A 24,159-nucleotide genomic window follows, 5' to 3' on the forward strand; every position below is an offset into this window, starting at 1 on the left:
CGGCAGCCGGAGGGCTTGCCGCCGCAGACAGGTTGACTGTCAGGCGTGCTGGTGCAGGAATTCCTGCCACAGGGCGACGACTTTTTGCAGGTCATCACGGCTGATGTTGATGTGAGTCAGCACGCGGGTCAGCGCTCCGGCGCTGATGATGACACCGCGCTCACGCATCCACGGGCCCATTTTTTCGGCCAGTTCTGCGCTCTGTTTGATGTACAGAACGTTGGTCTGCGGGCCGGGCTCAGCGATTTCTACGCCGATATTGCTCAGCTGTTCAGCCAGCCATTGTGCGTTGTCATGGTCATCTTTCAGACGCGCCACGTTGTTTTCCAGCGCATAAATGGCCGCTGCGGCCAGAATACCGGACTGGCGCATCCCGCCGCCGGTCATCTTGCGCCAGCGGTTCGCACGATGGATGTACTCTTTGCTGCCGACCAGCAGGGAACCAATGGGTGCGCCCAGACCTTTTGACAGGCAAATGGTCAGGGTGTCGCAATATTGGGTGATTTCGCTCAGCTCAACGTTCAGCGCTACTGCGGCATTCATGATGCGCGCGCCATCAATGTGCAGCGCCAGCCCTTTATCGCGGGTAAACGCGTAAGCTTTTTGCAGATAATCGAGCGGAAGCACTTTGCCGCTGTGCGTATTTTCCAGGCTCAGAAGACGGGTGCGGGCAAAGTGAATGTCATCGGGTTTGATGGCAGCGGCGACTTTATCCAGCGGAATGGAACCGTCGGCGGCCATATCTAGCGGCTGCGGCTGAATGCTGCCGAGAACGGCGGCACCGCCGGCTTCATACATATAGTTGTGGGCTTTCTGGCCGACAATATATTCTTCTCCGCGCTGACAGTGCGTCAGCAGGGCAACCAGATTGGCCTGTGTGCCGGTCGGTAAAAACAGCGCGGCTTCTTTGCCACACAGTTTCGCGGCCAGGTCCTGCAAAGCATTTACCGTTGGGTCATCGCCGTAGACATCATCGCCGACTTCAGCGCTCGCCATCGCCTGACGCATAGCTTCGCTGGGGCGGGTTACAGTATCACTGCGTAAATCGATCAACGTAATAATCCTTCTACCAGGTGAATGTTAAGTGGAGGAAAAAGCGGGCAACCTGTGCCCGCCTGACTCTCAACTATATCCCTGTCGGGGTTACCGCAGCCAGTTGGTTTTTGCCAGTTCGATGACTTCGTCACCCCGGCCGCTAATCACCGCCCGCAGCATGTAGAGGCTGAAGCCTTTTGCCTGCTCAAATTTAATCTGCGGCGGCATCGCCAGTTCTTCGGTGGCGGTGATGACATCCACCAGCACCGGCCCCTGATAAGCAAACGCGTCCTGCAATGCCGCGTCCACGTCGGAAGCTTTTTCCACGCGGATCCCTTTGATCCCTGCCGCTTCGGCAATGGCCGCAAAATCCGGGTTCTTCAGCTCGGTGCCGTCGGTCAGATAACCGCCGGCTTTCATTTCCATCGCCACAAACCCCAGCACGCTGTTGTTGAATATGACAATTTTCACCGGCAGTTTTTGCTGCGCCAGCGTCAGGAAATCGCCCATCAGCATGGCAAAACCGCCGTCTCCGCACAGCGCCACCACCTGACGCGTGCGGTCAATCGCCTGCGCCCCGATGGCCTGCGGCATGGCGTTGGCCATCGAGCCGTGGTTAAACGAACCGAGCAGACGGCGCTGGCCGTTCATTTGCAGATAACGGCATGCCCAGACGGTAGGCGTGCCGACGTCGCAGGTAAAGATGGCGTTGGCATCGGCGAAACGGCTGATTTGCTGTGCCAGATATTGCGGATGGATCGCCTGTTTGTCGTTCGGCGTTGCCAGCGCATCGAGATCTTTGCGTGCTTCTTCATAATGCTTCAGGGCTTTGTCGAGGAACTTACGCCCGGTTTTCACCTGCAATTGCGGCAGAACGGCGGTCAGGGTGGATTTGATATCACCGACCAGCGCCATATCAACGTGGCAGTGCGCGCCGATACTGCCCGGATTGATATCTATCTGAATGATTTTTGCGTCCGTCGGATAAAACGCGCGGTACGGGAATTGCGTGCCGAGCAGGATCAGCGTGTCTGCATTCATCATGGCGTGGAAACCGGAGGAAAAACCGATCAGCCCGGTCATCCCGACGCTGTACGGATTATCCCATTCGATGTGTTCTTTGCCGCGCAGGGCATGGACTACCGGCGCTTTCAGGGTTTCCGCCAGCTTGATCACTTCGTCGTGCGCACCGGCACAACCGCTGCCGCACATCAGGGTGATGTTGGTCGCGCCATTGAGCAGTTCGGCCAGCTTATCCAGTTCGGTCTGCTGAGGCTGTACTTTCGGCAACTGCGGCGGATACCAGCTGACTTTGGCGTCTTCCGGTGCCGGTTTCAGCGCAACGTCGCCGGGCAAAACAATCACGGAAACGCCGCGGTTCAGGATCGCCTTGCGCATGGCGATCGCCAGCACCTGCGGGAGCTGTTCCGGATTGGTGACTAATTCACAATAGTGGCTGCATTCGCGGAATAATTCGGTCGGATGGGTTTCCTGAAAATAGCCGCTGCCGATTTCGCTGGAGGGAATATGCGCCGCGATGGCGAGCACCGGGACGTGGTTGCGATGGCAGTCGAACAGGCCGTTGATCAGATGTAAGTTGCCGGGGCCGCAGGAACCGGCGCAAACCGCCAGTTCACCGGTGATTTGTGCTTCGGCACCGGCGGCAAAGGCGGCGACTTCTTCATGACGCGTGCCGAGCCATTCGATGGTGCCCATGCGGTTCAGGCTGTCGCTCAGCCCGTTAAGCGAATCGCCGGTTACGCCCCAGATTCGTTTTACGCCTGCTGCTTCAAGAGTTTTCGCCAGATATGACGCTACGCTTTGTTTCATCAACTGATTCCCTCCGGTGTGCCCGTGATCTTTCGTTATGCACGAAGTCTTCGGGCGGGTTTTAAATAAGTGGATTAAGCATAGTCCACTGATTACATCCATGAATGCACAGCCTTAAACCATACAAAATTACGCGGGGAGGGAAGGTGAAGTTTTGTAAATCTGCCCGCGCAGACTGTAAAAAGTCATGAGCGGGCAGTAGGAGGCGCGGGGGTCAGGCGAGCGTGACGTCGCCCTGAAGCTGACAGCTGCACGCCAGAACGTAGCCCTGCGCGACTTCCTCGTCGGTGAGCGTCATGCGGCTGGTGGTCGTGTAGTCACCTGACAGCACGCGGGTTTTGCAACTCCCGCAAACGCCCGCGCGGCAGGCCGCCATGACCGGCAGTTTATGCTGTTCCATGGCGGCCAGCAGCGTTGAACCGACCGGCACGCGGAAGTTTGCAAGCGGCGTCAGGCGGGTCAGCGTCAGTTGCTGGTCTGCGGAAACAACCACTTCTGTGGCCTGGAACTGTTCCTTAACGATGTTTTGTCGCGGAACACCCAGTTCGGCTGCCCATTTCCCGGCCAGTTCCATATAAGGCGCGGGCCCGCAAATCATCACCCGGCGCGCAGCGATATCTACCACCTGGCTTTGCAGTAAGTCCTGACTGAGACGCCCTGCAATCTGGCCCGGTGCCGCGTCATTTTCAGCCAGAATGGTCAGACGAAGTTGCGGATATTGCGCCGCCATACGCTGCCATTCTTGCGCAAAAATGACGTCCTGCGGGCTGCGGACGCTGTAAAACACCTGCACGCTTTGTGCCGGAGAATGCGCCAGAACACGGCGTGCGATGGACATCACCGGCGTTACGCCGCAACCGGCGGCCAGCAGTAATAAAGGCTGCGGTGTTTCACAGGTGAATTCGCCCTGAGCGTCCGAAAGCCACAGGTAATCGCCCGGTTTAACCTGTTGCGTCAGCCACCCGGAGCCTTCACCGCCGTCAATCCGGCGCACCGTCAGCTGGATAAACCGGCTCAGGCCCGGCGTGGAAGAGAGCGTATACGCGCGCTGTATGTCACCGCTCTGGCCGATATTCACCAGAGCAAACTGACCCGGCTGATACGGATAAACGTCGTGACTAATCAGCGACAACGTCCAGACATCGGGCGTTTCCTGCGTAACGGAATACACCTGCATGCGGTTCTGGCACAGCGCCGTCGGCTGGTCAGGATATAAAGGAAAGTTCATCTCAGATTTACTCCGCCAGCATGTTTTTCAGATCCTGCTCAACCGACGTAATCGAACGCAGGCCGAACTGTTCGTTGAGCACCGCCAGCAGATTGTCGGTCAGGAAGGCCGGAGCCGTCGGTCCGGTGGCGATGTTTTTCACGCCCAGTGACAACAACGTCAGCAGGATCACAATCGCTTTCTGCTCGAACCATGAAAGCACCAGACTCAGCGGCAAATCATTCACGCCACAACCGAGTTTTTCGGCCAGATTGACCGCCAGAATAATCGCGGAGTAAGCGTCGTTACACTGACCGACGTCCAGCAGACGCGGCAGGCCTTCAATTGTGCCGAAGTCCAGTTTGTTGAAGCGGTATTTCCCGCAGGCCAGCGTCATGATCGCGCAGTCTTGCGGCACGCTGCGCGCCAGATCGGTGAAGTAACTGCGTTCGCCGCGGCTGCCGTCACAACCGCCGATCAGGAAGATATGGCGCAATTTTTTGGCGGCAACTAAATCAATCACGGTATCGGCCGCACTGAGCAGCGTCTGGCGGCCAAAGCCGACGGTAATTTCCTGTTCGATTTCGCTGTAAGGGAAACCGGTCAGTTGCAACGCCTGGCTGATCACCGGCGCGAAATCTTCGCCTTCCAGATGCTGTACGCCCGGCCAGCCGACGATGCTGCGGGTCCAGATACGGTCGCCGTAGTTGCCGACGTTAGGGTCAATAATACAGTTGGAGGTCATCACCACCGGGCCGGGGAATTTGGCAAACTCAACCTGCTGATTCTGCCAGCCGCTGCCGTAGTTACCGGCCAGATGCGGGAATTTTTTCAGTTCCGGATAACCGTGCGCAGGCAACATTTCGCCGTGGGTATAAATATTGATGCCGGTGCCGGCGGTCTGTTCGAGCAGCATCTGCAAATCTTTCAGGTCATGGCCTGAAATCAGAATCGCTTTCCCTGCCAGCGGGCGCACATTGACGGACGTCGGGCGCGGATGGCCGTAAGCGTCCGTTTCGCCTTCATCAAGTATCGCCATCACGCAGAAGTTCATTTTGCCGATCGCCATCGCGTTTTCGAGCAGCACGCCCATGTCGGAAGGTTGCGTACCGAGCCACGCCATCAGACGGTGATATTCGGCATAAATCGCGGTATCCGACTGGCCGAGAACGTGCGCGTGTTCCATGTAAGCCGCCGCACCTTTCAGGCCGTACAGGCACAGCATGCGCAGCCCGTGAATGTCATCGCCGATCTGCGCTTTGTCGCCGTTAAGCGCAAATTGCTGAGCCTGTTGTTGCAGATCATTCAGGTTATCGCTGACCAGTTCCAGTACCGCCAGCGGGTGATCCACGGTGATTTCCGGATCCATCAGACGACAGCGAACCGCCAGCGCTTCACGGTGAATAATCGCTTCACGCGCGTAGCCGACGATACGGTCAGAATCGAAGTTGACGTTGGTCAGCGTGGAGAAAAAGGCCCGTGGCGCGAAGCTGTCAATGTCTTCATCGACAATGCCGTAACCGCGCGCCGCCAGCGCCCAGGCCGATAAGCCCTGTAAAACGGCGACCAGCAAGTCCTGCAAATCGGAAGTTTCAGCGGTTTTACCACACATACCCTGCGCATAAGCGCAGCCATTGCCCGCCGGGGTACGGACTGTTTGTTCACATTGCACACAAAACATCATGAGGTCCTTTTATAAAGTTGCATTTTAAATGCTTGTTTTAATGCAAGCCTAAGACCGGCGGTAAAAGAAATGAAGGAGTTTTTAAGACAAAGTGGGGGGAAGTTGATTTAAAGCAATTTTTGCAGGGGTATTTCCCGCTGTCAGAAAACAGCGGGAAGGGCAGACATCAGGCGGAGAAAAAGGCCATCAGCACCGGTGCGATCAGGCTTAACACAAAACCGTGAACCACAGCGGGCGGCACCATATCCAGCCCGCCGCTGCGTTGTAAAACCGGCAGGGTGAAATCCATCGACGTTGCGCCGCACAGGCCCAGCGCGGTCGAACGGCTGCTGCGAACCAGCGTCGGGATCAGCATGATGGCGCAAAGCTCACGCGCCAGATCGTTGAAGAATGCGGCGCTGCCAATCACCGGCCCGAACGAATCCGTCAGAACGATACCGGAAAGGGAATACCAGCCGTAACCTGAGGCCAGCGCCAGACCTGTTTTCAGCGGCAAACCGAGCAGCAGGGCGGCAATTGCACCGCCGATTAACGCACTGACTGCCACCACGAGCGCGACCATCATGCCACGGCGATTGAGGATAATCTGGCGCAGCGTCATGCTGCTGTTGCGCAGTTGCAACCCCACCAGCGCCAGCAGGAATAACAGGGCGATTTCACTGGCCTGCGAAGCGAAGGTCAGCCAGTGCCATTGCGTCAGGCCGAGTGCAAAACCGACGATGACGACGCCGCAAAGTTTCAGGGATTCCAGCGCCATGTGGACGCGTGAAGGCAGCTTTTCCTGCTTGTGCTGGGTTTTCCACGGACGGCGGCGTTCGAGCAACCATAGCGCCGCGTAGTTCATCACGAAAATGCACAGGAAGCAGACGGCGGCATATTTGAAAATCAGTAATAAATTCGCGCTGAGATTGTCGAGGAAAGCCAGACTGATGCCCATAATAAAAAGAATGACGTACACCATCCAGCTCAGCAATTGGTTAACCAGATGCAGCAGGGACCGGTTTTTGAGCGGAATGAGATAACCGACAATCAGCGGCAAAAGAATAATTAACAGCCCGGAATACATAATGCAAAAATCCCTGAAAAGTGAGGTTCCATGAACGGAGCGCGACACAGAAAATGCCGCCCGACACGCTAACGAAAAGTAACCAGACTGTAAAGCGGCTTCCGCACGCAGTGCGCGTTCTGCGGGCTTGACCTGAACCCTTTTTTAACGCCATGCTCAGGGAAGCACTGAGCGCACAGGAGGCGTCTGATGTATCTGGAACATATTGATATTGTCGGTTTTCGGGGTATTAACCGGCTGTCTTTGACACTGACTCAGCCCGTGCAACGCGGCGCTTCAATTACCGGTTCTGCCAGTCAGGGACAGGCAGAATCCTTCCTGACCAATACGGTTCTGATTGGTGAAAACGCCTGGGGTAAATCCAGCCTGCTCGACGCCCTCACACTGCTGCTTTCACCGGAACCCAAACTTTACTGCTTCAAAGAGGAAGATTTCTACTTTCCCGCCGGGGAACAGGAATCCAAATCACAGTATCTGCACGTCGTGTTTACGTTTTGTGAAAACCAGGCAGGGCACCATACGTCACCGCGATTTAATCCGTTATCCCCTTTATGGGTGAAATGTGCCGACAAGCTGAACCGGATTTATTACCGGCTGGAAGGCGAGCTGGACGATGACGGCAGCGTGATGACCTTGCGCAGTTTTCTGTCGTCAAACGGTCAGCCGTTAAATCTGACAACGATCGACCCGCTGGCGCAGGCGCTGATCCGTCTCAATCCGGTACTGCGTTTACGCGATGCGCGGTTTATCCGCCGTCTGCGCAGCGAAACGCTGGCACCTCGATTGGCGGTGAATAATGAAGAACTGGCGAAACAGCTCGATGAACTGACGCGCGGACTGGTGCATAACCCGCAAACGCTGACCAACAGCGAACTGCGCAGCGGGCTGTCGGCGATGCAGCAGTTACTGGAGCACTATTTTGCCGAGCAGGGCACATCAAACAGCATGCCGTGGCAGCAAAAACGGCATGGACGCGCCGAGAGCCGCCGGGCGTGGCGCTCGCTGGATAACATCAACCGCATGATTGCAGAGCCGAACAGCCGCAGCATGCGCGTGATGCTGCTGGGGATGTTTTCCACGTTATTGCAGGCGAAGGGTTCCGTGGTGTTGCATCCGGACGCACGGCCTTTATTGCTGATTGAAGACCCCGAAACCCGTCTGCATCCGATCATGTTGTCGGTGGCGTGGGGATTGCTGGATCAGCTGCCGTTGCAACGGATCACGACAACCAATTCGGGCGATTTGCTTTCCCTGGTGCCGGTTGAGCAGATTTGCAGACTGGTGCGTGAATCCGGGCGCGTCGCGGCTTACGGTATCGGGCCGGAAGGGCTGAGCATGGAAGACAGCCGCCGGATTGCTTTCCATATCCGCTTCAACCGGCCTTCGTCTTTGTTTGCGCGCTGCTGGCTGCTGGTGGAAGGCGAAACGGAAGTGTGGCTGCTCAATCAGCTGGCGCGTCAGTGCGGTTACCATTTCGAATCTGAAGGCATCAAGGTGATTGAGTTTGCGCAGTGCGGCCTGAAGCCTTTGCTGCGTTTCGCCCGGCAGATGGGCATCGAGTGGCATGCGCTGGTCGACGGCGACGAAGCCGGACGCAAATACGCGGCAACGGTCATTGCTAACGTGGAAAATCACGACGATACGCTGCGTTACCGCCTGACGGCGTTACCGGCGCAGGACATCGAGTATTTTCTGTATCGCGAGGGGTTTGAAGATGTGTATCGCAAGAATTCGGCGATAGCGGCGAATGTGCCGATGGCGCCGCGACGAATTATCGATAAAGCGATTCACCGCAGCTCGAAGCCGGATCTGGCCATTGATGTGGCGATGGCGGCGTCTTTGCGGGGAACCGCGTCGATACCTCCGCTGCTGCGGCAAATGTTTTCCCGCGTGGCCTGGCTGGCGCGCGGCAGGGCAGATTAAGCCGCCCGTGCTTCCTGTTTCCCGACCGGATTACCGTGTCCGCGGGTGAAGGTCTGGCGGATCTGGCTTTCAAGATCATCGAGCAACTGATAGCGGCGGCGGTATTCGGAGCGACGTTTACTGGCGATTTCTTCCAGCGGCCGGTGGGCAATCTGGCGCGGCAGATGGAAATATCCGTCTTCGCCCGGTTTTGCCTCCATCGTTTCCCAGAAGCTGTCGTAATCGGCAAATACCATGCCTTTGCGTTTTTTATAGCGCGGATTTTCATAAATGTGCGTGCGGTTGCCGACCGCCACAATCTGCGTCATGCCGGTGACATCCGCGAGCGTCGTCAGTGCTTCAATCACCAGACGCTTTGGAAATAACCCGTGGCAGGCTTTGGTCGCGCGCTGAATTTCCTGATGGTCCACATTCGCCTTCGGTCCCTGCAATGCGCCAATAAACAGCGTCGGTTTCCCCTGATATTCAATAAATGAGAACGTCACGATGGCAATGGAAACGCCTTCGGCATTATGGAATGTCAGCGTGGCTTCGCCTTCTTTATCCAGGCGCGCGATAGCGTTGAAGGTGATGGCATAACGCTGCTCTTCTTTGCCGGTCAGCGTGGCGATCGCCATCTCTTTTTTGCTGAGATAACCGTGATTAATCGCATCCGGCAGGCAGTGGCCGATCATGTCGTAGTGATCGGTAATGCGCTTCATCGCCTGTTCCGGCGTGATATTGGCGGTCTGATAAATACGGTGCAATTTGCACGGCAGGCTAGGCATCGCCGCCAGAATTTCATCGCGCTGCGGATGATGCGCGAGATAATCGAGCATTGCGAATGTCCGGCGCGGATGCAGCAGCGCACGGTACAGGAATTTGAACCGGTAACGCGGCAATTTCCATGACGGACCCGGCACCGTGCGGCAGAAGAGTAACGCCGTCATCAACTGAAGGCCGGAAAGCGGAGCCTTTTCTGCGGAAGGGTAGCTGAAAGTGGTCATGGGATTACCTGTCAAAGTGAACCGGATATCGGTAACGGTTATTTCAACAGGGAGCGAATAAACAGGTGCGCAACGGGGCAAATTATGGAGAAATTGAACGTGATTTGTTGAGATTGTGTTTAGACTTAATTTGTTTTATGTCCTGTCTTAGCAATCGGTGTTTAAAAAATGACCTTTTTTTTGCGTGCAGGGCTTGAAGCCAGAAGCATTCTCCCCCATAAATAAAAATGCCAGTCAGAGAGTGACCGGCATTTGATTTGTTAATGAACACACGCTGAGCGTGATTCGAGTCTGTGTGCTGAACTGGTCAGGCGACCGCTTCGCTTTCCACCGGAACAATGAGGCTGGCATGATTCCCCTTTGGGCCTTCATGAACGTCAAAATTGACCTGCTGTCCGGCCTTGAGTGTCCGGTAACCCTCCATCTGGATTGTGGAGTAGTGAGCGAAGATGTCTTCACCGCCATTTTGCGGGCAAATGAAGCCAAAGCCTTTAGCATTATTGAACCATTTAACAGTACCCGTCTGCATGCTGCTACATCCCTCTCATGACTAGTCTGGTAGTAAATAGATAAAGCCAGTTGAGTGAGCACGAAGGCCAGAACGCAGCAGATAAACACCTGTTCAGGCCTGTTTACTATCCGTTCAGCTCACGAATTTACACTCTAGTGGAATAGAGTTGGACGTCAAGGAAACGGCATTTGTCCCAAGGGAGCAGATAACCAAACTTTGAAGCAGGTAACGCTATTGACATATTTTGTTAAAATTTCGGTAGCGGAGTCGGGTGCAGGGAAGACATTTTGTGCAGCGGCAAGGTGAAGCCAGAAATGGTAAAATACCGTAATTACAACATGAGACTCCGCAGAAAGTCTTTATGTCGGTGTATTTGGCTTCCAATACGATCTTCACAGGTGATGAACAGGCAATGGGCAATAATCAAGACTGGCTAAACTTTGAACATTTGACGGCGAATAAACAAAAGGATGAGGTAAAACCGCCATCTATGTATAAAGTTATATTAAACAACGACGATTACACTCCAATGGAATTTGTGATTGACGTTCTGCAAAAGTTCTTTTCTTATGATATTGAACGTGCAACGCAACTGATGCTCCAGGTGCACTATAGAGGCAAAGCGGTCTGCGGTGTATATACCGCCGAAGTCGCGGAAACCAAAGTCGCACATGTGAATGAGTACGCCAAGGAGAATGAGCATCCGTTGCTGTGTACGCTGGAAAAAGCCTGATTAAGGCAATCTATTTGGGAGGTGCCTATGCTCAATCAAGAACTTGAACTCAGTCTCAACATGGCTTTCGCAAGAGCCCGTGAGCACCGGCATGAGTTTATGACCGTGGAGCACCTGTTGCTGGCGTTGCTCAGCAACCCTGCTGCCCGTGAAGCGCTTGAAGCTTGTACAGTAGATCTCGTGGCCTTGCGCCAGGAGCTGGAAGCCTTCATCGAGCAAACCACACCCACCTTACCTGCCAGTGAAGAGGAACGTGATACCCAGCCAACGCTGAGTTTCCAGCGCGTTCTGCAACGTGCGGTTTTCCACGTCCAATCTTCCGGTCGCAGCGAAGTGTCTGGCGCCAATGTTCTGGTCGCGATTTTCAGCGAGCAGGAATCACAGGCCGCCTACCTTCTGCGCAAACATGATGTCAGCCGCCTTGATGTGGTGAACTTTATTTCGCACGGTACCCGTAAAGATGAAACGGGCGGCCAGGCGCAAAACAATGCGGAAAACCCAGTTAACGAAGAGCAGTCGGCGGGGGAAGATCGTATGGAGAACTTCACCACTAATCTTAACCAGTTGGCGCGCGTAGGTGGCATCGATCCGCTGATTGGACGTGATAAAGAACTTGAGCGCGCGATTCAGGTGCTCTGCCGTCGCCGTAAAAACAACCCGCTGCTGGTGGGCGAGTCCGGTGTTGGTAAAACTGCCATTGCCGAAGGTCTGGCATGGAGAATCGAGCAGGGCGATGTGCCGGAAGTGATGGCCGACTGCACGCTCTATTCGCTGGATATCGGTTCCTTGCTGGCGGGCACTAAATACCGCGGTGATTTCGAAAAACGTTTCAAATCTCTGCTGAAACAGCTTGAGCAGGATAAGAACAGCATTCTGTTTATTGATGAAATCCACACCATCATCGGTGCCGGTGCGGCGTCGGGTGGTCAGGTGGATGCGGCTAACCTGATTAAACCGTTGCTGTCGAGCGGTAAAATCAGAGTGATCGGCTCAACGACGTATCAGGAATTCAGCAATATCTTTGAGAAAGACCGTGCTCTGGCACGTCGCTTCCAGAAAATTGATATTACTGAGCCAAGCGTTGAAGAGACCGTTCAGATTATCAATGGCCTGAAAACTAAATACGAAGCGCATCACGACGTGCGTTATACCGCGAAAGCGGTGCGTGCGGCGGTTGAGTTGTCGGTTAAGTACATCAATGACCGTCACCTGCCGGACAAAGCTATCGACGTCATTGACGAAGCGGGCGCCCGCAGCCGGTTGATGCCGGTCAGTAAACGCAAGAAAACCGTTAACGTCAGCGACATTGAAAGCGTGGTTGCGCGTATTGCCCGTATACCAGAAAAAACCGTTTCGGCCACTGACCGCGATGTGCTGAAAAACCTGGGCGATCGTCTGAAAATGCTGGTCTTCGGGCAGGATCCTGCCATCGAAGCACTGACTGAAGCGATCAAAATGAGCCGCGCCGGTTTGGGTCAGGATCATAAACCTGTCGGTTCATTCCTGTTCGCCGGGCCTACGGGAGTTGGTAAAACAGAGGTCACGGTTCAGCTGGCCAAAGCGCTGGATATCGAATTGCTGCGCTTTGATATGTCGGAATATATGGAGCGTCACACGGTCAGCCGGTTGATTGGTGCGCCTCCGGGATATGTCGGGTTTGATCAGGGCGGTTTGCTGACGGATGCGGTTATTAAACATCCTCACGCCGTGGTGCTGCTCGATGAAATCGAGAAAGCCCATCCTGACGTCTTCAACCTGCTGTTGCAGGTTATGGATAACGGGACGCTGACCGACAACAACGGCCGTAAAGCGGACTTCCGTAATGTCATTCTGGTGATGACCACCAACGCCGGTGTGCGTGAAACGGAACGTAAGTCGATTGGTCTGGTTCATCAGGATAACAGCCCGGATGCAATGGAAGAGATCAAACGTACCTTTACGCCGGAATTCCGTAACCGTCTGGACAACGTAATCTGGTTCAACCATCTGTCTACGGATGTTATCCAGCAGGTTGTTGATAAGTTTATCGTTGAGTTGCAGGCGCAGCTGGATGCCAAAGGCGTTTCACTGGAAGTCAGTGATGAAGCCCGCGACTGGCTGACGGTGAAAGGCTATGACCGTGCTATGGGCGCGCGTCCGATGACCCGTACCGTTCAGGAAAACCTGAAAAAACCACTCGCCAACGAGCTGTTGTTTGGTTCTCTGGTGGATGGCGGTTCTGTCTCTGTGGCACTGGATAAAGAGGCCGACAAGCTGACTTATCACTTCATGAGTGCGCAGAAGAAAAAACCGGAAGGCGCGGTGCACTGATTTTTTATCCGTGACGAAAAAACAAAAGGCGATGTGAAAACATCGCCTTTTTTCTTTCTGAGATTCTTTATTTAATTACAGGAATTAGTGAGGGATTTCAGAAAGGATAATGAAACAAATGCCGAATTGCGGATACCACAAAACGCCCTTGCAAAAGCAGGAAGGGCGAAGAGGGTATCCTCAGGGATCGCCGGAAAATCAGCGATGAGTGAGCCGCTTATTAACGGCTACGGAAGACAATGCGGCCTTTGCTCAGGTCGTACGGGGTCAGCTCTACAGTGACTTTGTCGCCCGTCAGGATGCGGATGTAGTTCTTACGCATTTTACCGGAGATGTGAGCGGTAACTACGTGTCCGTTTTCTAATTCTACGCGGAACATAGTGTTTGGCAGCGTATCAAGTACGGTGCCTTGCATTTCAATGTTGTCTTCTTTGGCCATCGAATCCTCTAGGTCTAACTACCATAGTTTTTAACCGGCAAGATAATGCCGAAAAACCCACATTATGTAAAGAAGTATGGTCCATGACCGCACCTATTCCCTATCCTTCGGGAACACCGGCAGGTCTTCGTCATGTGGGGATAAGTCTTGTGGCAACCAGCAATCCGGTGCTAGCGCGCGTTGCGAAAGTTCGGATAACTGCTGCAAAAATTGGCGGCGGGGGATCTCTCTCGCACCCAGCGACGCAGTGTGAGGGTTGAGCACCTGACAGTCAATCAGTTCTCCTCCATTGCGGGAAAAATGTTGGCAAAATACCATCAGTGCACACTTGGAGGCATTTTCCCGGCGGCTGAACATCGACTCACCGCAAAATAATCCGCCGACGGATACGCCGTATAAACCACCGACCAGCTCATCATTTTCCCAAACCTCAACGGAATGCGCGCGGCCAGCTTCATGCAATTCCTGATAGCCGCGCTGCACCAGAGGGCCAATCCACGTACCGTCTTCACGCTGCATAGCACATGCGCGGATGACCTGCTCAAAACGCTGGTTGATTGTGTAACGGTAAGGTTTTTTACGCATGAAACGTTGCAGGCTGCGGCTGGCGTGACGTTCTTCGGGGACCAGAATGGCGCGCGGATCGGGCGTCCACCAGAGGATCATCTCGCCGGGTTCAAACCAGGGAAAAATCCCGTTCTGATAAGCTGAAAGCAGGCGCGGCGCGGTAAGATCCCCGCCGATAGCCAGCAGGCCATTCGGCTCCAGTAATGCAGTGTCCGGATCCGGAAAATGAACTGAATTGGCCTCAAGCTTAACTAACCGCATAGATCTCCTTATCCGGCGACCTGAAGGCCGCCGCTAAAAAACTGGAACAACATCAACCTCGTGACAGAAAGCGTGCGTAACGCCCCTGTGCGGCGGCCAGTGTCTGGTGATCACCTTGTTCCACAATCTGACCCTCTTCCATGACACAAATTCTGTCGAAAGTTTCCAGACCGTGGAGGCGGTGCGTCACTAAGAGTAGCGTCTTATTCTGACAATGCTTGTGCAGCAGTGCCAAAATATGTTGTTCCGTTTCGGCGTCCAGCCCTTCAGTTGGTTCATCGAGCAACCACAGCGGGGCATCGTGCAAAAGGGCGCGGGCAAGGCCTAAACGACGCTGTTCGCCGCCGGAAAGCTGACGGCCACCTTCGCCCAGCCACGCGTTCAGCCCTTCGTTTTCCAGAAGGATGTGCAAATCAACTTGTTTCAGAACGTCGGTAATCTGTTCATCGGAACATTTTGGCGAAGCCATCCGCAGGTTTTCACGCAACGTGGTGTTGAAAACGTGTACGCGCTGGCTGACGACGGTGATCGTTTGGCGCAGCGTCGCTTCATCGTATTCCGTGATGTCATGTCCGTTAAGCATCAGCGAACCACTGCTGAGATTCCAGCCGCGCGTCAGCAACTGCAACAGCGTAGATTTACCACAACCGGTCTGGCCGAGCAGCGCGATATGCTCACCCGCGCAGACATCCAGCGTGATATTTTTCAGCACCGGCAACGGCTGGCCCGGATAGGTGAAATTAACGTCTTTTAGCGAAAGGCTAACCTGCTCAGCCGCAAGCGGACCTTGTGCAGGGAAATTCACGTCGGCAGGCTGATCGATAATCTGGCTGACGCGCTGAGCCGAAGCGATAACCTGCCCGAGATGCTGGAAGGCCGCAGCAACCGGCCCGAGCGCTTCAAACGCCGCTAACGGCGTGAAGACAAACAACGCAATCAGCGCGCCGGGTTGCGGTAAGGCACTCAGACCACCCGCTGCCAGCCACAGCATCAGCGTCACGGTCAGACCGGCTGCGGCAATGACCATCGCCTGTGACAAACCAGTCAGCTTTGCCTGCTGTTGCTGGCGCAACATCCAGCGGCGTTCAATATCATCCAGTTGCTGACGAAATTGCGGCTGAGCGCCAAAAACCACCAGCTCGCCTTGCCCCTGCAACCATGCAGTTAGCTGCGTACGGTAATCGCTGCGCAGCGCCGTGAGTTCGCGGCCCGCAGGTTTTCCTGCGCGGTAGAACATCACCGGCAGAACCACCATCATCGCCAGCATGATGGCACCCAGCGTCAGGGCCAGCGTGACATCGATAAAACTCAGGCCGAAGGTCACCAGAATAATCACCACCATCGCACTGATAAGCGGCGATATTACGCGCAGATAAAGGTGATCCAGCGTATCGACATCGGCGACGAGGCGGTTGAGCAAATCAGCCTGACGAAAACGCGCAATACCGCCCGGTGTCAGTGGCATGATTTTGGTGAATGTGAACACGCGAAGGTGAGCCAGTACGCGGAAAGTCGCATCATGGCTGACCAGCCGCTCGGCGTAACGTCCTGCGGTCCGGGTAATAGCCCCACCGCGCACGCCTGCCGCAGGCAACATGTAGTTAAACGTATAGAGCCCCGCCAGCCCGGCAACGGCAGAGGCCGCCAGGAACCAGCCGGAAAGCGTGAGCAGCCCGATGCTGGCCATCAGCGTGACGATGGCCAGAATGACGCCCAGCGACAGGCGGAACCAGTGACGGCGATATAACGCGAGATAAGGCAGAAGAATTCTCATGATTACAGCTCCTTACTGCGCTGAGATAACAGACTGGCGAACAATCCACCCTGAGCAACCAGTTGCGTGAATGTGCCGCGCTCTGCGATTTGCCCTTTATCCATGACCCAGATTTCGTCGTAGTCGCGTGTATCTTCCAGCTGATGGGTAACCAGCAGCGTAGTCTGCGATCGGGACGCCTCGTTTAAGGCACTCATCACGCGTTTTTCGCTGTGTGCGTCAAGGCTGGCCGTCGGTTCATCTAGCAGCAATAACCGGCAGGGAGAAAGCAGGGCGCGCGCGACAGCGACACGCTGCGCCTGACCCACCGACAGTCGCGCCGCGCTGTCGCCCAGTTCAGTTTCCAGTCCCTCAGGCAGCAGCGGCAGGAATTCATTCACATACGCACGGTTAATTGCACTTTGGAGTTGTGTTTCGCTAATATCTGGCTGATTCAAAAGAATATTCGAACGCAGCGTCTGCTCCGGCAAATGTGGGTTCTGGCCGACCCAGCTAAGTTGTTTACGCCATTCATCATTGCGCAACGATTTCACCTCAATGCCGCTGGCGCTCAGGGAACCCTGATATGGCAGAAAACCAAGGAGAGCACTGAGCAGGGAGCTTTTGCCCGCACCGCTCAGCCCGACAATCGCAATGCGCTGTCCTGCCGGAACAGTAAAGGTTAGCGGCCCTGCCAGCGTTTTTCCCTGCGGCGACTTAACCAGCAGGTCTCGCGCCTCAAGTGAAACGTCATAACCCTGCGGCCAGCTTTTATTACCGTCACCCATTTCGGCTTCTTCGGCGCTCAGGAAGGTCAGCAGGCTTTCAGCCGCGCCGACCGCCTGCGCTTTAGCGTGATAAAACGCGCCTAAATCACGCAGGGGCTGGAAGAATTCTGGTGCGAGGATGAGCACCAGGAAGCCCGCAAAGAGCGTGACCGGCGTACCGTAGCTGCCAAAATTGAGCTCGCCAAGGTAGGAAAAACCGAAGTAAACGGCGACGACGGCGATGGAAATCGAAGCGAAAAACTCCAGAACCGCAGAGGACAAAAATGCCAGACGTAAAACGTCCATGGTGCGCGCACGGAAGTTCTCAGTGGAGCGTTTGATTTTCTCCACTTCGGCAGAGCCGCGGTTGAAGAGGCGTAAGGTGTCCAGACCCCGCAGGCTGTCGAGGAAATTACCGCTCAGACGCGCGAGGGCGACAAAGTTACGACGATTTGCATCCGCCGCGCCCATGCCAACCAGCGCCATAAACAGCGGGATCAGCGGGGCAGTGACGAGCAGAATTAATCCGGCAGCCCAGTTAATCGGGAACACGCTGACCAGAATCAGCAGGGGAATAATCCCGGCCAATGCAATTTGCGGAAGGTAGCGGGCATAGTAATCCTGCATATCTTCGATTTGTTCAAGAATGATGCTGGCCCAGCTACCGGCCGGTTTACCCTGAATCCACGCGGGTCCCAGTTTTTCGAGGCGGTCCAGAACCAGTTTACGCATTTCCTGACGAATAACCCGCCCGCAGATAAAGCCAACCTGTTCACGTAACCAGGTCACGACGGCGCGCAGAATAAACGTCAGGGCCATCAGCAGGAAGCTTTGTAAGAGCGTTTCACGCGGCGCATGTTCAATGATCAGACTGTGCAGTAATCCGGCCATCAGCCAGGCCTGTGCGAGGATCAGCAAACCAGAAAGCAGACCCAGCATCATAGACAGTCGGATCCAGCCTTTAGCGCGGGAGCTTTGTTGTTTTAACCAGCGGATAAGTTCTTGTTGTCGTGTTTTATTCATCAGGCATCAGTCTGCGCAGCAATCCGGATGGGAGGGCGCTCATGTTACATGCTCAGACCACAAACTGAAAATAATAAGGCGGCAATTACGCCGCCTTATTCGTTACTCTTTGTATGGACTCTATGTCCAATAACTACCCGAAGGAGTAATTATAAATCCGGGGCTTGCGATAAACCGTCCAGATAGCGTTCGGCATCCAGCGCGGCCATACATCCGGTTCCCGCAGAGGTAATTGCCTGACGATAGATATGATCCATGACATCGCCGGCAGCGAAAACGCCCGGAATGCTGGTCTGTGTTGCGTTGCCATGCGAGCCGGACTGCACTTTGATGTAGCCATCTTTCAGTTCCAGCTGACCTTCGAAAATGCCGGTGTTCGGGCTGTGACCGATAGCGATGAACACGCCAGCCACGTCAACCTGCGATTTTTCGTCAGTACGGACATCAAGCAGGCTCGCGCCGGTGACGCCCATCTGATCGCCGACCACTTCGTTCAGCGTTTTGTGCGTGTGCAGAACGATGTTGCCGCTGGCGACTTTATCGTTCAGACGGTCAACCAGAATTTTTTCCGCACGGAAACTGTCCCGACGATGAATGAGGTGAACCTCGGAGGCGATGTTCGCAAGATAAAGCGCTTCTTCTACAGCCGTGTTGCCGCCGCCGACTACCGCAACTTTCTGATTGCGGTAGAAGAAACCGTCACAGGTTGCACAGGCAGACACACCGCGGCCTTTAAATGCTTCTTCTGAAGGCAGACCGATATAACGTGCCGAAGCACCGGTGGCGATAATCAGCGCGTCACAGGTATATTCGCCGCTGTCACCGGTCAGGCGGAAAGGACGGTTCTGCAAATCAACTTTGTTGATATGGTCGAAAATGATTTCGGTATTAAATTTGGTCGCGTGCTCGTGCATGCGTTCCATTAAGCCCGGACCGGTCAGACCTTCCGGATCGCCCGGCCAGTTTTCCACTTCCGTGGTGGTGGTCAGCTGACCGCCTTTTTCGACACCGGTGATTAAAACCGGGTTGAGGTTAGCGCGTGCAGCATAAACTGCCGCGGTATAACCCGCCGGGCCAGAGCCCAGAATCAATAACTTACTGTGTTTAACCGTACTCATGCGTAATTCATCTCCGCGATGGCGACTAGCGATAGACCGATTGTAGGGAAAATAGCGCGTTAAAAAAAGCAAACTCAGATGTTGTTAACGATTTGTCTGATAGTTTTTACTGCCGAACCCGCGTAGAAAGGATTTCGCTGCAGGTAACTGTTTGATGGTTAGAGTAAAAAAACAGCGTAAAGACATGAATGCGCTGGCAGGTTGTTTGCCCGTACGCGGACTTTTGATGACAAATCACGGCAGTTTGTGTGGATTTGACTGAAATAAGGCGTGAACGGAATTGTTATTGTTCAAAGATTAAAGATAGCTAAAAAGGCGCGCTGGCTTTTCAATCTGGCACGTTCTTCTGATTTTGCTTCTTTTACTTTGACAATCCGCTGTGCATTTGCGAAAACATCAGGGGAAGAAGAAATTAACTGCCTGTCTGTGACTTGAATTTATGCAATTGGCTGCTACCAGACCCGTTCTGGTCTTGCTTTTTGACTTTTTAGTTACAGCAGGGTTTAGTGAATCAGGTTGGCTGTTTACAACCTATTAATTTCGCACGGTTATTTCTTTTGAGTATCCGCTTATACGGCCGTGTTCCTTTTGACAGGGGATCAACACGACTTTTGGATGCGTAAACCTTAATAATCGGGTCTTCGCTTGGGACAACCCTTAGACATTGAAGTTGGCTGGGGTATGGCAGGTGCAGGGAAGGACAGCAGAGAGACAATAATAATGGTAGACAACAAAAAACGTCCGGGAAAAGATCTCGACCGTATTGACCGTAACATCCTCAACGAATTGCAAAAGGATGGCCGGATTTCAAACGTCGAGCTTTCCAAACGTGTGGGATTATCTCCGACTCCATGTCTGGAGCGCGTTCGTCGTCTGGAACGTCAGGGCTTCATCAATGGCTATACCGCATTGCTCAACCCGCATTATCTGGATGCTTCGTTGCTGGTATTTGTTGAGATCACTCTCAACCGCGGCGCGCCAGATGTGTTTGAGCAGTTCAATGCGGCAGTACAAAAACTCGAAGATATTCAGGAGTGTCATTTGGTTTCTGGGGATTTCGACTATCTGTTGAAAACCCGCGTACCTGATATGTCGGCTTACCGTAAGTTGTTAGGTGAGACTTTGCTTCGTCTGCCGGGCGTTAACGACACCCGTACCTATGTGGTAATGGAAGAAGTGAAACAGACGAATCGCCTGGTCATTAAGACACGGTAATTGTCAGGTGCAAAACCTTGCATTTTTAGCTACACTCCTGTGTATCTATACAGCTATGGCGCCGGGGTCTACTCTCGGCGCTGTTGCTTTTTCTCAGTTCACAGGAACCTGGAGAGCCTTTCTTGAGCCAGGAATATACAGAAGATAAAGAAGTTACCCTTAAAAAGCTGAGCAATGGTCGCCGTCTCCTGGAGGCTTTGCTGGTGGTGGTAGCGATTTTTGCTGCTTATTTAATGGCGGCATTGGTGAGTTTTAACCCCTCTGATCCAAGCTGGTCTCAGACCGCATGGCATGGGCCTATTCATAACTGGGGCGGTGGTGTGGGTGCCTGGATGGCCGACACGCTGTTCTTCATTTTTGGCGTATTTGGTTACGCTATTCCCCCTATTATCCTGTGTCTGTGCTGGGCGGCTTTCCGTCAGCGGGATAATCAGGATTTTGTCGATTATTTTGCTCTGTCGCTGCGCCTTATCGGGACGCTGGCGCTTATTGTCACGTCCTGCGGTCTGGCATCCGTCAACGTCGATGACCTTTACTACTTCGCGTCGGGCGGTGTGATCGGCAGTTTGCTGAGCACAGCGATGACGCCGTACTTCAACAACGTCGGGGCAACGCTGGTTCTGCTGTGCGTCTGGGCGGCCGGGCTTACGCTGTTCACCGGCTGGTCATGGCTGACGATCGCTGAAAAAATCGGCGGTGCAGTGCTTGGTGTCACTAATATCGTGACCAACCGTTCGCGCCGGGATGAAGATTACGAATACGACGAGCAGGACGATCCGTTACTGGAAGACGATGACGAAAAACAGGTAGCGAAAGTGGCTCCTGCCGCGGTTGCTGCTACTGCGGCGGCTGTGCCAGAGGCTGTCGCGGCTTCAGAAGCTGACGAAGACGACGTTCTTTTCTCTGCGCCTTCCGTGACTAATCCGGCAGTACAAACGCCTCCGGTTACGCCGGTTATTGCGGCCGAACCAGCTCCGGCTATGGCGGCAGAAACAGTGAATCCGTATGCGGCTGAACCGCCGGTGGCAGAAATAGCTCCGTCTCCGCAAGCACCGCAGCCTGCGGCTCCGCCGTTATATAACTTCGAAATTCCGGAAGAGACACCTGTGCCACGTCATCCGCAGCCGGTACAACAATCACCTTCTCCGGCACCGGTTCAGCGCAGCGATGACGATGGTCCGAGTATGGGTAACTGGCAGACGGCGGTTGAGCATTCACGTTCTCCGTTCGATTTCAGCTCTGCGGCACCTGATGCGGCGCAAATTGCGAGCGTCGCGGCCACCGCAGCACTGGCAACCGGCCTTGCGCAGGCAGGGCAGTCGGCGGCAACGTCTGCCGGCAATACGTTTATGCCAGCGTTCAGCGCCGTGAGTGATGAAAATCCTCAGGTGAAGAAAGGCTTCGGGCCGGAATTGCCGCGTCCAAATCCGGTGCGTATTCCAACGCGTCGTGAACTGGCTTCCTACGGGATTAAATTGCCGTCGCAGCGCATCGCCGAACAGCAGGAAAATGCACAAGCTGCCGCGCAAAAAGAGGCAGAACACGCTGACTGGCATAACGATCCTCTGGCGCAGGCTGATGAGGAAGCCCGACAGGAAGCGGCGTTGCAGGAAGCTTTTGCGGCTCAGCAACAGGAACGCTACGGTGAATCTGTCACCGAAGATGAGCCTGATGAAGAAGCAGCGTTGCAGGAAGCGGAATTACGTAACGCGTTTGCAGCGCGGGAAAACGCCCGTTATCAGCAGGACGTCGAACCGCAAAGTGGTCTTGTTCAGCATCATCACTCGCAGAGTCTGCCGCCAGAGGCGACAAATACCGTTGCGGATGATTTCGCTGCCGCTGCGATGAAACTGAGCCAGCACGATGCGTTTAGCTTCTCGCCAATGGCCGATCTGGTTGATGATACGCCGTCAGAACCGTTATTCACGTTGCCAGCTCAGGCAGAAGAAGAGCCGCAACTTGCTGCGTTTGCACAACAGCCGCCTTATCAGCGTCAGGCCGCTTCAGAGCCTGTGCAGCATGCGCAGGAATATGAAGCGCCACGTCAGTCATCGCCGTCTGCACAGCCTGATATGGACAGCCTGATCCACCCGTTCCTGATGCGTAATGAGCAGCCGCTGGTCAAGCCGACAACGCCGCTGCCGTCCCTGGATTTGCTGACCTCGCCACCGGCGGAAGCAGAACCTGTTGACGAGTTCGCCCTCGAGCAGATGGGCAATCTGATTGAAGCGCGCCTGAACGATTACCGCATTAAAGCGGATGTCGTCGGAAAATTGCCAGGTCCGGTCATCACACGTTTTGAGCTGGATCTTGCGCCGGGCGTGAAAGCCGCACGAATTTCTAACCTGTCGCGTGACCTTGCCCGTTCATTATCCGCCGTCGCCGTGCGCGTCGTGGAAGTGATCCCCGGCAAGCCGTACGTTGGTCTGGAGTTGCCGAATAAAAAGCGCCAGACAGTGTATCTGCGTGAAGTGCTGGACTGCGCGAAATTCAAAGAAAGTACCTCTCCGCTGACGATCGTGTTGGGTAAAGACATTTCAGGCGAGCCCGTTATTGCCGATCTGGCGAAAATGCCGCACTTGCTGGTGGCCGGTACAACCGGTTCCGGTAAGTCTGTGGGTGTGAACGCCATGATCCTCAGCATGTTGTATAAATCCAAACCAGAAGATGTGCGCTTCATCATGATTGACCCGAAAATGCTCGAGTTGTCCGTGTATGAAGGGATCCCGCATCTGCTGACCGAAGTGGTTACCGACATGAAAGATGCAGCGAATGCGCTGCGCTGGTGTGTCGGTGAAATGGAGCGTCGCTATAAACTGATGTCCGCGCTGGGTGTGCGAAATCTGGCGGGTTACAACGAACGCATTCTTGAGGCGGAAGCGATGGGCAGACCGATTCCCGATCCAATCTGGAAGCCTGGCGACGGTATGGCTGCAGAACCGCCATATCTGCAAAAAGAACCGTTTATTGTGGTGATGGTCGACGAATTTGCTGACCTGATGATGACCGTCGGTAAAAAAGTGGAAGAGCTGATTGCACGTCTGGCACAGAAAGCCCGTGCGGCCGGTATCCACCTGGTTTTGGCAACACAGCGTCCTTCCGTCGATGTCATTACCGGTCTGATCAAGGCGAACATCCCGACCCGTATTGCCTTTACAGTGTCGAGTAAAATCGATTCCCGCACCATCCTCGATCAGGGCGGCGCAGAATCGCTACTGGGTATGGGTGACATGCTATATATGGCGCCAAACTCGTCGATTCCGGTTCGTGTTCACGGCGCATTTGTTCGTGATCAGGAAGTGCATGCGGTGGTTCAGGACTGGAAAGCCCGCGGTCGTCCTAAGTACATCGAAAGCATCGTTTCCGGTGGCGACGATGGCGAAGGCGGCGGTCTGGGTCTGGACGGTGATGAAGAACTCGATGCCCTGTTTGATCAGGCCGTTGCGTTCGTCGTCGACAAGCGTCGTGCGTCCATCTCAGGGGTTCAGCGTCAGTTCCGTATCGGATATAACCGTGCGGCGCGAATTGTGGAACAGATGGAAGCGCAGGGCATTGTCAGTGCACCGGGCCATAACGGTAACCGCGAAGTGCTGGCTCCGCCATCACACGAATAAATCATTGGGTTTTGCCGGGTTTTGTTAAGAGGGGTCGCGAATGCGGCCCTTGTGCAAAGATGCGTAAAATGACTGCTTTTCAGATGATTGAGCTACCACCAGGGCGTTGCCTCGGAT

General features: G+C 54.5%; 18 protein-coding genes. 6 read left to right on the plus strand and 12 right to left on the minus strand.

What is annotated here, in order from left to right; all coding sequences use genetic code 11:
- Positions 1-39: 39 nt before the first annotated feature.
- The 5 genes from ltaE to M2403_RS16850 all read right to left on the minus strand — a co-directional run bounded on the left by ltaE (position 40) and on the right by M2403_RS16850 (position 6,822).
- Positions 40-1,053 (minus strand): low-specificity L-threonine aldolase, encoded by a 1,014-nt coding sequence (ltaE, locus tag M2403_RS16830; RefSeq protein WP_259230190.1) that lies wholly within the window; start codon positions 1,051-1,053, stop codon positions 40-42.
- Between the two features lie 90 nt (positions 1,054-1,143).
- Positions 1,144-2,865, minus strand: a complete 1,722-nt coding sequence (gene poxB / locus M2403_RS16835) for a ubiquinone-dependent pyruvate dehydrogenase (RefSeq protein ID WP_152324215.1) — start codon at positions 2,863-2,865, stop codon at positions 1,144-1,146.
- Positions 2,866-3,079: 214 nt separating this feature from the next.
- A complete protein-coding gene (gene hcr / locus M2403_RS16840; protein ID WP_259230191.1) occupies positions 3,080-4,093 on the minus strand; it encodes an NADH oxidoreductase in 1,014 nt (337 codons plus the stop codon).
- Between the two features lie 7 nt (positions 4,094-4,100).
- Positions 4,101-5,753: a hydroxylamine reductase gene (gene hcp, locus M2403_RS16845; protein WP_259230387.1), complete on the minus strand. Its 1,653-nt coding sequence runs from the start codon at positions 5,751-5,753 to the stop codon at positions 4,101-4,103.
- Positions 5,754-5,922: 169 nt separating this feature from the next.
- Positions 5,923-6,822, minus strand: coding sequence for a lysine exporter LysO family protein (locus M2403_RS16850; protein ID WP_152324213.1), 900 nt, complete (start codon positions 6,820-6,822; stop codon positions 5,923-5,925).
- A gap of 189 nt (positions 6,823-7,011) precedes the next feature.
- On the opposite strand from M2403_RS16850, the gene M2403_RS16855 reads away from it, so the two are divergent.
- Positions 7,012-8,745: an ATP-dependent endonuclease gene (locus M2403_RS16855; RefSeq protein ID WP_152324212.1), complete on the plus strand. Its 1,734-nt coding sequence runs from the start codon at positions 7,012-7,014 to the stop codon at positions 8,743-8,745.
- On the opposite strand, the gene M2403_RS16860 is transcribed toward M2403_RS16855, so the two are convergent.
- Together M2403_RS16860 and cspD are read right to left on the minus strand one after the other, a co-directional pair.
- On the minus strand, positions 8,742-9,731 hold the full coding sequence (locus tag M2403_RS16860; RefSeq protein WP_152324211.1) for a VirK/YbjX family protein: 990 nt from the start codon (positions 9,729-9,731) through the stop codon (positions 8,742-8,744). The genes M2403_RS16855 and M2403_RS16860 overlap by 4 nt on opposite strands.
- Before the next feature lie 307 nt (positions 9,732-10,038).
- A complete protein-coding gene (gene cspD / locus M2403_RS16865) occupies positions 10,039-10,260 on the minus strand; it encodes a cold shock-like protein CspD (RefSeq protein ID WP_152324210.1) in 222 nt (73 codons plus the stop codon).
- Between the two features lie 394 nt (positions 10,261-10,654).
- Between cspD and clpS the strand changes: the two genes are divergently transcribed.
- Complete coding sequence (gene clpS / locus M2403_RS16870; RefSeq protein WP_104924673.1) at positions 10,655-10,975, plus strand: ATP-dependent Clp protease adapter ClpS; 321 nt, start codon at positions 10,655-10,657, stop codon at positions 10,973-10,975.
- A 27-nt stretch (positions 10,976-11,002) separates the two neighbouring features.
- Positions 11,003-13,285 (plus strand): ATP-dependent Clp protease ATP-binding subunit ClpA, encoded by a 2,283-nt coding sequence (gene clpA, locus M2403_RS16875; RefSeq protein WP_152324209.1) that lies wholly within the window; start codon positions 11,003-11,005, stop codon positions 13,283-13,285.
- Between the two features lie 220 nt (positions 13,286-13,505).
- Here clpA and infA read toward each other — a convergent pair whose 3' ends face one another.
- The 5 genes from infA to trxB form a co-directional block, all read right to left on the minus strand.
- Positions 13,506-13,724, minus strand: a complete 219-nt coding sequence (gene infA / locus M2403_RS16880; protein WP_002211347.1) for a translation initiation factor IF-1 — start codon at positions 13,722-13,724, stop codon at positions 13,506-13,508.
- A 93-nt stretch (positions 13,725-13,817) separates the two neighbouring features.
- Positions 13,818-14,552 (minus strand): leucyl/phenylalanyl-tRNA--protein transferase, encoded by a 735-nt coding sequence (gene aat, locus M2403_RS16885; protein WP_165058117.1) that lies wholly within the window; start codon positions 14,550-14,552, stop codon positions 13,818-13,820.
- Positions 14,553-14,604: 52 nt separating this feature from the next.
- Positions 14,605-16,326 (minus strand): heme ABC transporter ATP-binding protein/permease CydC, encoded by a 1,722-nt coding sequence (locus tag M2403_RS16890; RefSeq protein ID WP_259230198.1) that lies wholly within the window; start codon positions 16,324-16,326, stop codon positions 14,605-14,607.
- A 2-nt stretch (positions 16,327-16,328) separates the two neighbouring features.
- On the minus strand, positions 16,329-18,095 hold the full coding sequence (locus M2403_RS16895) for a heme ABC transporter permease/ATP-binding protein CydD (protein ID WP_259230200.1): 1,767 nt from the start codon (positions 18,093-18,095) through the stop codon (positions 16,329-16,331).
- Positions 18,096-18,244: 149 nt separating this feature from the next.
- Positions 18,245-19,213 (minus strand): thioredoxin-disulfide reductase, encoded by a 969-nt coding sequence (gene trxB / locus M2403_RS16900; RefSeq protein ID WP_120161190.1) that lies wholly within the window; start codon positions 19,211-19,213, stop codon positions 18,245-18,247.
- Between the two features lie 270 nt (positions 19,214-19,483).
- Between trxB and M2403_RS16905 the strand changes: the two genes are divergently transcribed.
- From M2403_RS16905 to M2403_RS16915, 3 genes are all read left to right on the plus strand, one after another.
- Positions 19,484-19,648 carry a hypothetical protein gene (locus M2403_RS16905; protein ID WP_165058113.1) on the plus strand — a complete coding sequence of 55 codons (165 nt, stop codon included), beginning with the start codon at positions 19,484-19,486 and terminating at the stop codon, positions 19,646-19,648.
- A gap of 285 nt (positions 19,649-19,933) precedes the next feature.
- Positions 19,934-20,428: a leucine-responsive transcriptional regulator Lrp gene (lrp, locus tag M2403_RS16910; RefSeq protein WP_013574775.1), complete on the plus strand. Its 495-nt coding sequence runs from the start codon at positions 19,934-19,936 to the stop codon at positions 20,426-20,428.
- A gap of 122 nt (positions 20,429-20,550) precedes the next feature.
- The gene (locus M2403_RS16915; protein ID WP_259230203.1) at positions 20,551-24,042 is read left to right on the plus strand and encodes a DNA translocase FtsK 4TM domain-containing protein; all 3,492 of its coding nucleotides are present in this window, start codon (positions 20,551-20,553) and stop codon (positions 24,040-24,042) included.
- Positions 24,043-24,159: the final 117 nt, after the last annotated feature.

Source organism: Rahnella sp. BIGb0603 (assembly GCF_024808755.1).
Classification (GTDB): domain Bacteria; phylum Pseudomonadota; class Gammaproteobacteria; order Enterobacterales; family Enterobacteriaceae; genus Rahnella; species Rahnella contaminans.